11 protein-coding genes are annotated in these 14,081 nt (G+C 71.8%); 5 read left to right on the forward strand and 6 right to left on the reverse strand.

Annotated features, from left to right (window positions below; all coding sequences use genetic code 11):
• Positions 1 to 59 precede the first annotated feature (59 nt).
• Positions 60 to 950, forward strand: a complete 891-nt coding sequence (locus AB0C33_RS41210; RefSeq protein WP_358298309.1) for a YihY/virulence factor BrkB family protein — start codon at positions 60 to 62, stop codon at positions 948 to 950.
• Between the two features lie 74 nt (positions 951 to 1,024).
• A complete protein-coding gene (gene kstD / locus AB0C33_RS41215; RefSeq protein ID WP_358298310.1) occupies positions 1,025 to 2,782 on the forward strand; it encodes a 3-oxosteroid 1-dehydrogenase in 1,758 nt (585 codons plus the stop codon).
• 3 nt (positions 2,783 to 2,785) lie between these two features.
• On the opposite strand, the gene AB0C33_RS41220 is transcribed toward kstD, so the two are convergent.
• Entirely contained in the window at positions 2,786 to 3,451 is a 666-nt protein-coding gene (locus AB0C33_RS41220; protein WP_358298312.1) for a hypothetical protein, read from the reverse strand.
• A 256-nt stretch (positions 3,452 to 3,707) separates the two neighbouring features.
• Here AB0C33_RS41220 and AB0C33_RS41225 point away from each other — a divergent pair, with 256 nt between their 5' ends.
• Positions 3,708 to 5,108, forward strand: coding sequence for an APC family permease (locus AB0C33_RS41225; protein ID WP_358298314.1), 1,401 nt, complete (start codon positions 3,708 to 3,710; stop codon positions 5,106 to 5,108).
• A gap of 107 nt (positions 5,109 to 5,215) precedes the next feature.
• Positions 5,216 to 5,779 (forward strand): dihydrofolate reductase family protein, encoded by a 564-nt coding sequence (locus AB0C33_RS41230; protein ID WP_358298316.1) that lies wholly within the window; start codon positions 5,216 to 5,218, stop codon positions 5,777 to 5,779.
• Between the two features lie 164 nt (positions 5,780 to 5,943).
• On the opposite strand, the gene AB0C33_RS41235 is transcribed toward AB0C33_RS41230, so the two are convergent.
• From AB0C33_RS41235 to AB0C33_RS41255, 5 genes are all read right to left on the reverse strand, one after another.
• On the reverse strand, positions 5,944 to 7,896 hold the full coding sequence (locus AB0C33_RS41235) for an ABC transporter ATP-binding protein (protein WP_358298318.1): 1,953 nt from the start codon (positions 7,894 to 7,896) through the stop codon (positions 5,944 to 5,946).
• Positions 7,893 to 9,629, reverse strand: coding sequence for an ABC transporter ATP-binding protein (locus AB0C33_RS41240; protein ID WP_358298320.1), 1,737 nt, complete (start codon positions 9,627 to 9,629; stop codon positions 7,893 to 7,895). The genes AB0C33_RS41235 and AB0C33_RS41240 overlap by 4 nt, the downstream gene beginning before the upstream one ends.
• Positions 9,629 to 10,252, reverse strand: coding sequence for a helix-turn-helix domain-containing protein (locus AB0C33_RS41245; RefSeq protein WP_358298322.1), 624 nt, complete (start codon positions 10,250 to 10,252; stop codon positions 9,629 to 9,631). Before AB0C33_RS41245 ends, AB0C33_RS41240 begins: the two co-directional genes overlap by 1 nt.
• Positions 10,253 to 10,321: 69 nt before the next feature.
• Positions 10,322 to 12,049 carry an MFS transporter gene (locus AB0C33_RS41250; protein WP_358298323.1) on the reverse strand — a complete coding sequence of 576 codons (1,728 nt, stop codon included), beginning with the start codon at positions 12,047 to 12,049 and terminating at the stop codon, positions 10,322 to 10,324.
• Positions 12,050 to 12,171: 122 nt separating this feature from the next.
• Entirely contained in the window at positions 12,172 to 12,474 is a 303-nt protein-coding gene (locus AB0C33_RS41255; RefSeq protein ID WP_358298325.1) for a 4a-hydroxytetrahydrobiopterin dehydratase, read from the reverse strand.
• Positions 12,475 to 12,953: 479 nt separating this feature from the next.
• Between AB0C33_RS41255 and AB0C33_RS41260 the strand changes: the two genes are divergently transcribed.
• Entirely contained in the window at positions 12,954 to 14,060 is a 1,107-nt protein-coding gene (locus tag AB0C33_RS41260; RefSeq protein WP_358298327.1) for an FAD-binding oxidoreductase, read from the forward strand.
• Positions 14,061 to 14,081: the final 21 nt, after the last annotated feature.

Consider the following 14,081-nt stretch of genomic DNA (forward strand, 5'->3'; position numbering starts at 1 on the left):
ACGGTGAGCACCCGGCGGCGTACGGCCACCGGGACGGAGAGCGAAGGGACCCGCGCACCATGAACGCCACCGGACCGGACAAGGGCCCGGCGGCGGCCTGGCGGCGGGCCCGCGACCGGCACGGCTGGCTCGACCACCTGTCCCGCGCCGTGCTGCGCTACGACAAGGCCGACGGCGGCCGGCTGTCGGCGGCCCTCACCTACTACTCCTTCTTCGCCACCTTCGCCCTGGCCCTGCTGGCGTTCGGCATCCTCGGCCACGTCATGGACGACCCGACGGTCCTCGCCACGGTCCAGCACTACCTGAGCGAGAACTTCCCGCGCCTCGACGTCCAGGCATTACGGGAGGCCGGGGGCACGGCCGGCGCGGTGGCCTTCGTCGCGCTGCCGATGACCGGGCTGTTCTGGATGGACACCCTGCGCTCGGCCACCCGGGCGATCTGGGGGCTGGAGGAGTATCCGGGGCGTTTCCTCCTGCGCCAGCTCATCGACCTGGGCGTGATGGCCGGGCTCGGGATGCTGCTCGCCCTGTCGCTCGCCGTCGCCTTCGCCGCCGAACGGCTGCTGACCTGGCTGGCCGTGCTCACCGTGGGCGTCGAGGCCCTTCCGGCCCAGTGGGTGCTCACCGCGGCCGGGATCGTGCTCGGCCTCGGCGTGAACACGCTGCTGGCCATGGCGCTGCTGACCGCGCCGCCGCGGCTGCGGGTGCCGCTGCGCCGCGTGATCGGCCCGGCGCTGGTGATCACCGCCGGGCTGGAGATCCTCAAGACGATCGGCCAGGTCTACGTCAACCTCACCGCGGCCAATCCCGCTTACCGGGTGGTCGCGGGCGCGGCGGGCATGCTGCTGTTCCTGAAGGTGCTCAACCAGCTCATCCTGTTCGCCACCGCCCTGACGGCGACCGCCACGTCGGGCCACGTCAAGGATCTGGCCGTGCGGCGGGCCCGTTGACAGGGTAACCAACCAAGCGCATGCTCGTTTCGGCGAGGGGGCCGACCGGCTCTCCCCTGTCGAAGGGATCATCGATGCGACCAGCCTCACCGGCCTCCGACGACCTCACCCCCCGCGGGCGCAGCCGCCGTACCCTGCTCGTCGCGGGCGGGATCCTGGTCACCGGCGCGGCGCTCGGCCAGGACCCGGCCTACGCCGAGGCCGACTACGACGTGGTGGTGGTCGGCTCCGGGGCCGCCGGGATGACCGCCGCCCTCACCGCCGCCAAGCGCGGCCTGAGCACCGTCGTGCTGGAGAAGGCGCCGACGTTCGGCGGGTCGGCGGCGCGGTCGGGCGCGGGCATCTGGATCCCGTGCAACGAGGTGATCCTGGCCGCCGGGGTGCCCGACACGCCCGCCAAGGCCGCCGCGTACCTGGCCCGCGTGGTGGGCGACACCGTCCCGGCCGCGCGGCAGCAGGCGTTCCTGAACGCGGGGCCGCAGATGATCTCGTTCGTGACGCGCAACAGCCCACTGCGCTTCCGGTTCATGGAGGGGTACTCCGACTACTACCCGGAGTTCCCCGGCGGGATGCCGGGCGGGCGTTCCATCGAGCCCGACCAGTTCGACGGCAACCTCCTCGGCCCGGAGCTGGCCCGGCTCAACCCGCCGTACATGGCGACCCCGGCGGGCATGGTCGTCTTCAGCGCCGACTACAAGTGGCTGACGCTCGCCCTGGTCAACCCCAAGGGCGCGGAGGTGTCGGCGGCGTGCCTGCTGCGGGGCACGCAGGCGGCGTTACGCGGCGAGAAGCCGCTGACGATGGGCCAGGCGCTGGCCGCCGGGCTGCGCGCCGGGCTGCTGGCCGCCGGGGTGCCGGTGTGGCTGAACACCCCGCTGCTCGGCCTGCACGTCGAGGGCGGCCGGGCCGCGGGCGTGGTCACCCCGGCCGGGGTGGTCAGGGGCAGGCGCGGGGTGATCGTCGCATCGGGCGGGTTCGAGCACAGCGCGGCGATGCGGGCCGAGTTCCAGCGCCAGCCCATCGGGACGAGCTGGACCGTCGGCGCCAAGGAGAACACCGGCGACGGCATCGAGGCCGGCGAGCAGGCCGGCGGCGCGCTGGACCTGATGGACGACGCCTGGTGGGGGCCGGTGATCCCGCTGCCCGGCGAGCCGTACTTCTGCCTGGCCGAGCGGACCCTGCCGGGCTGCGTCATCGTCAACGGCGCCGGCCGGCGCTTCGTCAACGAGGCCGCGCCCTACAGCGACGTCGTGCACGTCATGTACGACCGCAACACCCCGTCCGACCCGCACATCCCCGCCTGGCTGATCATCGACCAGCAGTACCGCAACAAGTACCTGTTCAAGGACATCGCGCCGCTGCTGCCCTTCCCCGACTCCTGGTACGACAGCGGCGCCCTGTTCAGAGCCCCGACGATCGAGCAGCTCGCCCGCAAGATCGGAGTGCCGGAGGCCGCCCTGCGCGCCACGGTCACCCGCTTCAACGGGTTCGCCCTGGCCGGGCGGGACGCCGACTTCCACCGCGGCGACAGCGCCTACGACCACTACTACGCCGACCCGTACGTCCGGCCGAACCCGTGCCTGGCGCCGCTCTGGCTGCCGCCGTTCTACGCTTTCAAGATCGTCCCTGGTGACCTGGGCACCAAGGGCGGGCTGCGCACCGACGCCCGCGCCCGCGTCCTGCGCGCCGACGGCTCGGTGATCCCCGGCCTGTACGCCGCCGGGAACGCCAGCGGCGCCGTCATGGGCCACAGCTACGCCGGCTCGGGCTCGACCATCGGACCGGCCATGACCTTCGGCTACGTGGCCGCGAACGACCTGGCCGGCGGCTGACCGTCAGTCGGCCGTGTACGTGATCGACCGGACGTCGTAGCCCCTCGCCGTGGAGCCGCGGACGTGCATGAACATCGCGCCGCCCTCGTAGGACCAGGCGCACGCGTAGCCCTTCGGCTCCTTGGCGCAGCCCTGGAAGTGGTGGGTGACGCCGCGCGGGTCGTACCTGACCCGGAACAGCGTCCGCACCGCGTCCTCGGCGCCGACCTCCAGGGCGGCGTACCGGTCGCCGCGCTTCCAGGCGGCGAACAGGTGCCCGGCCGCGGCGGACGGTCGCACGACGTGCCGGGACAGGTAGACCTTGGTGACCTTGGAGCCGGTCACGGCCATCGCGATGCCGTTGAGGCCGCCGGGCACGCGCACGCTGGTGTGCACGTACCGGCACACGCCGCGCGAGCAGCCGTCGAAGCGGTCGGGCGCGCGGTAGGCGTAACCGAAGATCGTGCGCACCGCGGCGGGGGTGGCGACCCCGGCCGCGGCGGCGCGGTCACCGGCCAGCCACGCGCGGAACAACTCGCCCGCCACCTTGCCGGGGGCGGGCGCGGCGGCGAGCGTAGGGGCGGTGGCGAGCGCGGGCGCGGTGGCGAGCGCGGGGGCGGCGGGAAGGCCGAGCGTCAGCGTGGCGGTCGCCGCGAGGACGGCGCCGCCGAGAACCAGTCGTCTGCACACGCCCCGACGTTAGGACCCGCCCCTTGCGCAGGGATTGCTCCCGACTTGCAACCCTTACCCCCGCACCCGGTTCCCCCGTGCCGGGGCGGATGCTCAGCGTGACGGCCTGTTCACGGATGACAAGCCGGGATCGTACAGTGTCAGGATGACGGTCGAGATCACGTGGTCGCGGCGGCGCGCGGCGACCGGCCGGGCCTCGCCGTCGCCCGCGCACCTGACGTAGCCGTCATCCTCACGGACGAGAAGGACCACCCCCATGGCTCAGATCAGTCCCCCCAGCCCGCCCGAGGCCGGCAGCGGCCAGCCCAGCCTGAAGCGGGTGATGGGCCCCGGCCTGTTGCTGCTGTTCATCGTCGGCGACATCCTCGGCACCGGCATCTACGCCCTGACCGGCCAGGTCGCCGGCGAGGTGGGCGGCGCGGCCTGGCTGCCCTTCACGATCGCCTTCGTCGTCGCGCTGATCACCGCCTGCTCCTACCTGGAGCTGGTGACCAAGTATCCGGAGGCCGCGGGCGCCGCCCTCTACGTGCACAAGGCGTTCGGCAAGCACGCGCTGACGTTCCTGGTGTGCTTCGCGGTGATGTGCTCGGGCATCACGTCGGCGTCGGCGGCCTCGCGGGCCTTCGCCGCCAACCTCGCCACCGGGTTCGGCCTCGACGCGGGCAACGGCGTCATCCTGCTGATCGCCGTGGGGTTCATGCTGCTGATCCTGGCCGTCAACCTGCGCGGCGTCGGCGAGAGCGTCAAGCTCAACGTCGTGCTCACCGCGGTCGAGCTGTCGGGGCTGCTGATGGTCATCGTGCTCAGCGGGTACTTCATCTCCGGCGGCCACGCCGACTTCTCCCGCGTCGTCGCCTTCGAGACGCCCTCCGACAAGGGCGTGTTCCTGGCGGTCAGCGCCGCGACGTCGCTGGCCTTCTTCGCCATGGTCGGGTTCGAGGACTCCGTCAACATGGCCGAGGAGACCAAGAACCCGACCCGGATCTTCCCGCGCATGATGTTCGCCGGCATCGGCATCACCGGGGTGATCTACGTGCTCGTGTCGATCTGCGCGGTCGCCGTCGTCCCGGTCGGGCAGCTGGCCGCCAGCGAGACGCCGCTGGTCACGGTGGTGCAGACGGCGGCTCCCGGCGTGCCGATCGCCTCGCTGCTGCCGTTCATCTCGATGTTCGCCGTCGCGAACTCGGCGCTGATCAACATGCTGATGGCCAGCCGGCTGCTGTACGGCATGAGCAAGCAGGGGGTGCTGCCGCCGTTCCTGTCGGCGGTCCACGCCACCCGGCGCACGCCGCACGCGGCGATCCTGTTCACCACGGTGATCGCCATCGGCCTCATCACGTTCGTCTCGCTGGTCCCCGACAGCCCCGTCGTGGCGCTGCTGGGCGGCACGACCTCGCTGCTGCTGCTGGCCGTCTTCGCGGCGGTCAACGTGGCGGTCCTCGTCCTGCGCCGGGACGTCACCGGCGCCGAGCACTTCAACGCGGGCCGGGTGCTCCCCGTGGTGGGCACGGTCACCTGCCTCTACCTGGTGCTGCCGTGGTCCTCCGGGCGTCCGGCGGGCCAGTACGAGATCGCCGGGATCCTGCTGGTGATCGGCGTGATCCTGTGGGCGGCGTCCTGGTCGTCGGCCAGGCGCCGGGCCGCCCGGCGACCATAAGACCGGCGGCCACAAGACCGGCGACCTTAAGCCCGGCGGAAGCAGACCGTAAGCAGGCTCCGGCAAGCTGGGAACCACACAGAGCGAAACCGGAAGGGACATATCAGATGCGCAAGGTCAAGCTGCAGCTCCAGATCACCACGGACGGCTTCGTGGGCGGCCCCGCCGGCGAGATGGACTGGGTCACGTTCCCCTGGACCGACGACATCAACGCCCACGTCGCGGCGCTCTGGGAGCCGGTCGACACCATCGTGCTGGGCCGCAAGCTGGCCGAGGGCTTCATCCCGGCCTGGGAGTCGCGGCCGGCGGGCGAGACCGAGGAGGGCATCGACAAGATGATCAACACTCCGAAGGTCGTCATCTCCCGCAGCCTCACCGAGTCGCCCTGGAAGAACGCCGTCGTGGCGGGCGGCGACCCGGCCGAGACCGTCGAGGAGCTGAAGGCGAAGCCCGGCGGCGACGTGATGGTGGCCGGCGGCGCCTCGATCGGCCGGCAGCTGATCTCGCGGGGGCTGATCGACGAGCTGCACCTGTTCGTCAACCCGGTCGCGATCGGGGCCGGGCTGCCGCTGTTCCCGGCGGGCGAGGGTTACCACCGGCTGCGCCTGGCCGGCGCGCGCGCTTTCGACTGCGGCGTGGTGGGCCTGCACTACGAGCCGGAACGGTCCTGAGAGGTCCGCCCTCCACCGTGGCGGGCCGTGCACCGCGGAAGGCGAAAGAGAGCACGTGCCCGGGAATGGCCTCCCGGGCACTTCGCTTTTTGGTCAGAACGCCGCTGACCAGGAGATAGTCCGACCGTCAATGACGTAAAAGCGAAGGCCCGGGAGAATGGCGGTCAGTCCACCTCGACGGCGGCCTGGGCGAACTGGGCGGAGTAGAGGCGGGCGTAGGCGCCGTCCGCCGCCAGGAGGGCCTCGTGGGTGCCCTGCTCGACGATTCGGCCCTCCTCCATGACCAGAATGAGGCTGGCGTCGCGGATCGTGGACAGACGGTGGGCGATCACGAAGCTGGTCCGGCCCTCGCGCAGCGAGCTCATCGCCCGCTGGATGAGCACCTCGGTACGGGTGTCGACCGAGCTGGTGGCCTCGTCCAGGATGAGGATCGCCGGCTCGGACAGGAACGCGCGGGCGATCGTGATGAGCTGCTTCTCACCCGCGCTGACCGTGGCGCCCTCCTCGTCGATCACCGTGTCGTAGCCGTCGGGCAGCGTGTGGGCGATGCGGTCGACGTGGGCGGCGCGGGCGGCGGCCTCGATGCGCTCACGGGTGGCGCCCTCGGCCCCGTAGCCGATGTTCTCGGCGATCGTGCCGCCGAACAGCCAGGTGTCCTGGAGCACCATGCCGATGTCGGCGCGCAGCTCCTCCCTGGACATCTCGGCCGTGTCGACGCCGTCGAGGGTGATGCGGCCGCCGGTCACCTCGTAGAACCGCATGATGAGGTTGACCAGGGTCGTCTTGCCCGCTCCCGTGGGGCCGACGATGGCCACGGTCTGGCCGGGCTCCACGGTCAGCGACAGGTTCTCGATCAGCGGCCGGTCGGGGGCGTAGCGGAAGGAGACGTTCTCGAACGCCACGCGCCCCCGCAGCTCGGCGGGACGGGCGGGCTCGGCCGGCTCGGCCGACTGCTCGGGGGCCTCCAGCAGCTCGAAGACCCGCTCGGCCGAGGCGACGCCCGACTGGACGAGGTTCGCCATGCCGGCCACCTGGGTCAGCGGCTGGCTGAACTGCCGGGAGTACTGGATGAACGCCTGCACGTCGCCCAGCGAGATCGCGCCCGAGGCCACCTTGAACCCGCCCACGACGGCGACCAGCACGTAGTTGACGTTGCCGATGAACATCATCGCCGGCTGGATGAGCCCGGAGATGAACTGGGCGCGGAAGCTGGAGGCGTACAGGGCCTGGTTGTGCTCCTCGAAGGTGGCGACGGCCTCCTGCTGGCGGCCGAAGATCTTGACCAGGGTGTGGCCGCCGTACATCTCCTCGATGTGGCCGTTGAGCTTGCCGGTGGACGACCACTGCTTGACGAACTGCGGCTGCGACCGCTTGCCGACGACGGTGGTGACGTAGACCGACACGGGCACCGTGACCAGGGCGATGAGCGCCAGGATCGGCGAGATCCAGAACATCACCACCAGCACGCCCACGACGGTCAGCACCGAGGAGATGAGCTGGCTCATGGTCTGCTGGAGGGTCTGGGCGATGTTGTCGGTGTCGTTGGTGGCGCGGCTCAGGATCTCGCCGCGCGGCTGGCCGTCGAAGTAGCTGAGCGGCAGCCGGCCCAGCTTGGCCTCGATCCGCTCGCGCAGCCGGGACGCCGCCCGCTGGACGATGGTCGTCGTGAGCCGGAACTGCGCGATGCCGAGCAGCGCCGCCACCACGTAGATCGCCAGCACCCAGCCCAGGACGTGGGCCAGGGCGGTGAAGTCGATGCCCTGGCCGGGCACGACGTTCATCGAGGCGACCATGTCGGCGAAGTTGTCCTCGCCCTTGGCGCGCAGGCCCGCCACGGCCTGCTCCTTGGTGAGCCCGGGGGGCAGCCGGGCGCCGATGATGCCGGAGAAGATCAGGTCGGTGGCGTGGCCGAGGATCTTGGGCCCGGTGACGGTGAGCGCGACGCTGGCCGTGCCGAGCGCCAGCACGACGCCGAGCATCGCGCGTTCGGGCCGCAGCAGGCGCAGCAGCCTGCGCAGCGTGCCGCCGAAGTCGAGCGCCTTCTCGGCCGGGCCGGCCATCATCCTGCCCGGCCCGAAGGCGGGCTGCGGGCGGCGCGCGGGAGCCTGGGCGGTCATGCCGCGGCCTCCTGTTCGGTGAGCTGGGACAGCACGATCTCGCGGTAGGTCGGGCAGGTCTCCATGAGCTCGGCGTGGTCGCCGCTGCCCACCACCCGCCCCTCGTCGAGCACGAGGATGAGGTCGGCGTCGCGGATCGTGTTCACCCGCTGGGCGACGATGACGATCGTGGCGTCGGCGATCTCCTCGGCCAGGGCGGCCCGCAGGCGGGCGTCGGTGGCGTAGTCGAGGGCGGAGAAGGAGTCGTCGAACAGGTAGATCCCGGGCCGGTGGACGAGGGTCCTGGCGATGGCCAGGCGCTGGCGCTGGCCGCCGGAGACGTTCGTGCCGCCCTGGGAGATCGGCTCGTCCAGGCCGCCGGGCATCGCCTCGACGAACTCGCGGGCCTGGGCGATCTCCAGGGCCCGCCACAGCTCCTCGTCGGTGGCGCCGGGCCGGCCGTAGCGCAGGTTGGAGGCCACGGTGCCGGAGAACAGGTAGGGCGACTGCGGGACCAGGCCGACCGCGCGGGACAGCGCCGCCGGGTCGAGGTCGCGGACGTTGACGCCGTCCACCAGCACGTCGCCGGCGGTCGCGTCGAACAGCCGCGGGACGAGGTTGAGCAGCGTGGTCTTGCCGCTGCCGGTGCTGCCGATGATCGCGGTGGTCCGGCCCGGCCGCGCGGCGAAGCTCACCCCGCACAACACCGGGTCCTCGGCGCCCGGGTAGCGGAAGTCGACCGACCGCAGCTCCAGCTCGCCGCGGTGGCCGTCGGGGATGACGGGGTCCGCGGGCGGGTGGACGGTCGGGTCGGTGCCGAGCACGTCCTCGATGCGCTCGGCGCAGACCTCGGCGCGCGGGATCATCATGAACATGAACATGGCCATCATCACCGACATCAGGATCTGCATCAGATAGGAGATGACCGCGGTCAGCGCGCCGACCTGCATGGTGCCGTCGGCGATGCGGTGGCCGCCGAACCAGATGACGGCGACGCTGGAGACGTTCACGACCAGCATGACCGAGGGGAACATCAGCGCCATCAGCCGGCCGACCCGCAGCGAGACGTCGGTGAGCCGGTCGTTGGCCACGCCGAAGCGCTCGCGCTCGTGCCGGTCGCGGACGAACGCCCGGATGACCCGGATGCCGGTGATCTGCTCGCGCAGCACCTGGTTGATCCGGTCGATGCGCTCCTGCATGGTGCGGAACAGCGGCCGCATCCGCCAGACGACCAGGCCGACGATGACGATCATCACCGGCAGCACGACGAGCAGCAGCGACGACAGCGCGGTGTCCTGGCGCAGCGCCAGCACGATGCCGCCGACGCACATGATCGGCGCGGCCACCATCATCGTGAACGTCATCAGCACGAGCAGCTGCACCTGCTGCACGTCGTTGGTGGTCCGGGTGATCAGCGACGGCGCCCCGAACCTGTTCACCTCCTGCGCCGAGAAGCCCTGCACGCGGTGGAAGATCGCGGCGCGCAGGTCGCGGCCCAGGGCCATCGACGTCCTGGCGCCGTAGTAGACGGCCACGATCGAGCAGACGATCTGGACGAACGTCACGCCGAGCATCACCAGCCCGACGCGCATGATGTAACCGGTGTCGCCGGTGATGACGCCGTGGTCGATGATGTCGGCGTTGAGTGTGGGGAGATAGAGCGTGGCCAGTGTCTGCACGAACTGGAAGAGGACCACGAGGGTGATCTCCTTCCCGTACGGCCTGAGCTGGACCCGCAGCAGGCGCAGCAGCATCAACGGACGCTTTCTGTGATGGGGGTGCGGTAGGAGGGCAGCAGCAGCCCGTCGAGCAGGACGGAGACGAGCTCCTCGTCGTCCATGTCGCCGAAGTCGTCGGACAGGCCGAAACCGCGGTGGACGCTCACCGAGACGAGCATGAGCAGCAGTTGCGCCGTGGCCATGGGCGAGCGGCGCAGATGGTCGCGGTCGGGCTCGACGAGGGCGGCGATCGCGGCGGTGATGCGGGCCCGGCTGTCCAGCATGTGCTCGCGGAACTCGGCGTCCTCGGCCATGAGCTCGCGGGGCACGGTGAAGAGGTTGACGTTGGCCTTCATGCCGGCCCGCAGCAGCGCCGCCACCTCACGCAGCCGGGCGCGCAGCCCGGCGGTGGCGCCGATGGCGGCGAGCGCTTCCTCGGCCGGACGGGGGTCGAAGGCGCTCATCAAGGCCGCGCGCAGCAGCGTGGCCTTGTCGGGGAAGACGCCGAAGATCGTGCCCTCGGCCACGCCCGCGGCCTCGGCGATCTGGCGGGTGCTGACGGCGGTGCCGTGCGCGCGCAGCAGGGGGACGGTGGCCTCGATGAGGGCGGCACGGCGGTCTTCGGGCGCCATCGCGGGCACCCGTCGCCTCTTGGTCATGCGGACGAGCGTAATGAGTGAGTACTCGCTCGTTCAAATCATTATTTGCCGGACATGTGGATCGGCAGGTCAGCCCGTCGGCTTGTCGTCGGCCAGGTTCTTGAGCCACACGCCGGCGCCCCGCATGAGCACGTCCAGCTCACGGCGCAGTTCGGCGTTCTCGCGGCGCAGCCAGAGCAGCTCGTCCCGCTCCTCCAGGGAGAGCACGCCCGTTTCCTCCGGCTGGACCGGCCGCGGGTGGTGGCGGCCCTCGGGGGCCGGGTCGTGCGTGCGGAACGCGTCCTCCCAGGGACCGAGGACGTCGGCGGCGGCCGGGGCGGGCCCGGCCACCGGCGCCGGGGCAGGGGTCGTGGCGGGGGTCGTGGCGGGGGCCGCGGCGGCGACAGGGGCCGGGGCGTCGGCGGTCTTGGTCGTCGGCAGCGTGAGGGTGACCAGCGCGGCGACCACCGCGACGCCGCAGCCGATCAGGAGGGCGGTGCGGAAGCCGGTCTCCGAGGGCAGCGTGTGGCCGCCGACCGTCACGGTGAGCTGGGCCAGGACGACGCCGATCACGGCGGCGCAGACCGAGGTGCCGATGGAGCGCATCAGGGTGTTGAAGCTGTTGGCGGAGGCGGTCTCGCTCCTCGGGACCGCGCCCATGATGAGGGCGGGCATCGCGCCGTACGCCAGGCCGACCCCGGCGCTGCCGACGCAACCGGCGATCATCAGGCCCCAGCTCCAGCCCATCAGGCCGAGCGCGGTGCCGTAGCCGGCCGCGATGACCAGCGCGCCGACGAACAGGCTGGTCTTGGGCCCGCGGGCGGCCGACAGCCGGGCGCCGAGCGAGGAGACCGCCATCATCATCAGCCCGGACGGCGCCATCCAGAGCCCGGCGGCCAGCATCGACTGGCCCAGGCCGTAGCCGAGCGCCGCGGGCAGCTGCAGGATCTGCATGAGGACCAGCGACTGGGCGTACATGGCGAAGCCGACGAGGATCGAGGCCACGTTGGTGAGCAGCACCTGGGGGCGGGCGGTGGTGCGCAGGTCCACGAGGGGGTCGCGGACGCGCAGCTCCCACAGCCCCCACAGCAGGGCGAGCAGCACCGCGCCGCCGAGCAGCCCGAGGGTGGTGCCGCTCGACCAGCCCCAGTCGCCGCCCTTCGACACGCCGAGCAGCAGGCAGACCAGCGCCGCGCCCAGGCCGAACGCGCCGACCAGGTCGAGCCGACCCCGGACGGCGGCGGTGGGTGTGGCCGGGACCAGCAGCCAGATCAGCACCCCGACCAGCACGCTCAGCGCGGCCGAGCCCCAGAACAGCACCCGCCAGTCGGCGTACTCGGCGACCGCGGCCGAGATCGGCAGCCCGAGCGCGCCGCCGATGCCCATGGACGAGCTCATCAGCGCGATGGCCGGACCGACCCGCTGGGGCGGCAGCAGGTCGCGCAGCGCGCTGACGCCGAGCGGGATCATGCCGACGCCCAGCCCCTGGAGACCGCGTCCGGCGATCATGGGGATCAGGGAGCCGGACAGCGCGCACACCACCGACCCGGCGACGAGCGGCACCGAGCAGACGAGCATCATGGTGCGCTTGCCGTAGAGGTCGCCGAGCTTGCCGATGACGGGGGTGGCGACCGCGCCGACCAGCAGCGTCACGGTGATCACCCATGACGTGTCGGCGGCGCTCGCGTGCAGCAGCCGCGGCAGCTGGCCGATGAGCGGCACCACCAGCGTCTGCATGAGCGAGCCGACGATGCCGGCGACCGCGAGCACGCTGACGATCCCGCCGCCGGAGCGCGGGCCGGGCGCGGAATGCACCATTAATCCCCCTATTGTCCGAATGGACCCTACACAGGATGTGCCCCCTGCACAACCTGTGCGCCCTGCACATCGGCCTGGCCACAGAAGGGGTCCTACGCGACGCGAGCCGCTGAGAGGCCAGGTCAGCCGCGGTCGCGGGCGCCGCCGTCGAGGACCTGGTCGATGTGGGCGGCGAGCTCGACGTCGCGCTCGGTGACCCCGCCGGCCTCGCCCGTCGAGAGCCGGAAGCGGATGCCCTCCGCCGTGCGCTCGATCTCGGCCTGGTGCCCCAGCGTTGCGCCCTCGTTGTGCACCGCCTCGCTCAGCCAGCCGTAGCTGTCGGGCGTGATCGGCACGTCCTTGACCAGGGCGTCGCCGTCCCGCCGCCAGCCCTCCAGCGCCGCCAGGGCGGTGTCGATGTCCTCGTCGGTCAGGCGCTCGGCCATGTTGCCCCCCAAGTCGTCGGCTTCCCGACGCTCGGCTACCACCGATGGGCCGCTTCACACCCGCCATTTCCCTCTATAGCGTGTAGTACTACGATTCGTAGAGGCGACGTGGCACGCGGGCGCTGGTGGCGGGGGCGGGGATCAGCGGGCCGGCGGACGGGCCGCGCCTCGGCGGTCGCCGCGAACCTGCTCGCGATGTCGGGCCCGCGGACGCTCATGCGGAGCGAGCCCCTGATGGCGATCGGATCTGACACTCGGAGCACACGCCTGCGCCGTTTCTGACATAGGGGTTGACGCCGCCGGAACGCCCGGCCACCGCCGCCGAGGCCCTGACAGGCCGGTAATCACAAGATCGTTTATATAAATGCTTGAATTACAGCATTTACGACCTGACTTACTACGCATTTCGGGCAAGTCATTTCTGTCAGGACGTACAAACTGTTTGCCGAAACACGGTGAAATGTGATCAGTTTACGGACGTGAGAGATTTTCTCATTGTCGGGGGCGGCGTCGCGGGCGCCTGTGCGGGGTTCTTCCTCGCCAGGTCAGGCACCGTGACCCTGCTCGAAGCCGAGCAGGTCACCGGCCACCACTCGACCGGACGGTCGGCGGCGCTCTTCTCGGAGTACTTCGGCAACCGGGCCGTCCGGGCTCTCACGGCGGCGAGCAGGGACTTCCTCGCCGCGCCTCCACCGGGTTTCGCCGACGTCCCGCTGCTGAGCCCGCGCGGCGTGCTCGCGCTGTGCCCGCACGGCGGCGAGAGGCTGTTCGACGAGGTGCTGGCCGAAGGGCGGCGGGCCCCGACTCCGGCAGTGGAGATCGACCCCGCCGAGGCTTCGAAGCACTGCCCGATCCTGCGTCCTGGCCGGTTCAGCAGGGCGATGCTCAAGCCCGGCGCGATGGACATCGACGTGGACGCCCTCCACCAGGGCTTCCTGCGCGGCATCAAGGCGCGCGGCGGCCAGGTGGTCACCTCCGCCCGGGTCCGGGCGCTGTCGCGCACGGGCGGCGTCTGGCGGGCGGTCACCGACGCGGGCGAGCACGCCGCGCCGATCCTGGTCAACGCGGCCGGGGCGTGGGCCGACGAGGTCGCCGGGCTGGCCGGGGTGCGGCCGGTGGGCCTGCGCCCGCTGCGCAGGACCGCGTTCCTGGTGGACCTGCCCGAGGGGACGGACGCCCGGTCCTGGCCGATGGTCACCGACGTGGCGGACACGTTCTACGTCAAGCCCGAGTCCGGGCGGCTGCTGGTCTCCCCCGCCGACGCCACGCCCGTCCCGCCCTGTGACGCCCGCCCCGACGACCTGGACGTCGCCGTCGGCGTGCGGCGCGTCCAGGAGGCCACGACGCTGGAGATCCGCAGCGTCCGGCACGCCTGGGCGGGGCTGCGCAGCGAGGTGGCCGACGGGACGCCGGTGATCGGGCCGGAGCCCGGCGCGCCGGGGTTCGTCTGGCTGGCCGCCCTGGGCGGCTACGGGGTGCAGACGTCGCCCGAGGCGGGCCGGATCGCCGCCGCCGCGGCGACGGACGGGGCCGCCGAACCGGCGTACGCGCCGGGCCGGCTCCGGAACGACTTGGAACGCCTATGAGGAAGGCGACGGGGGCGTGTG

It is taken from the genome of Nonomuraea sp. NPDC048881, assembly GCF_040649795.1.
In the GTDB taxonomy this organism is placed as follows: Bacteria; Actinomycetota; Actinomycetes; order Streptosporangiales; family Streptosporangiaceae; genus Nonomuraea.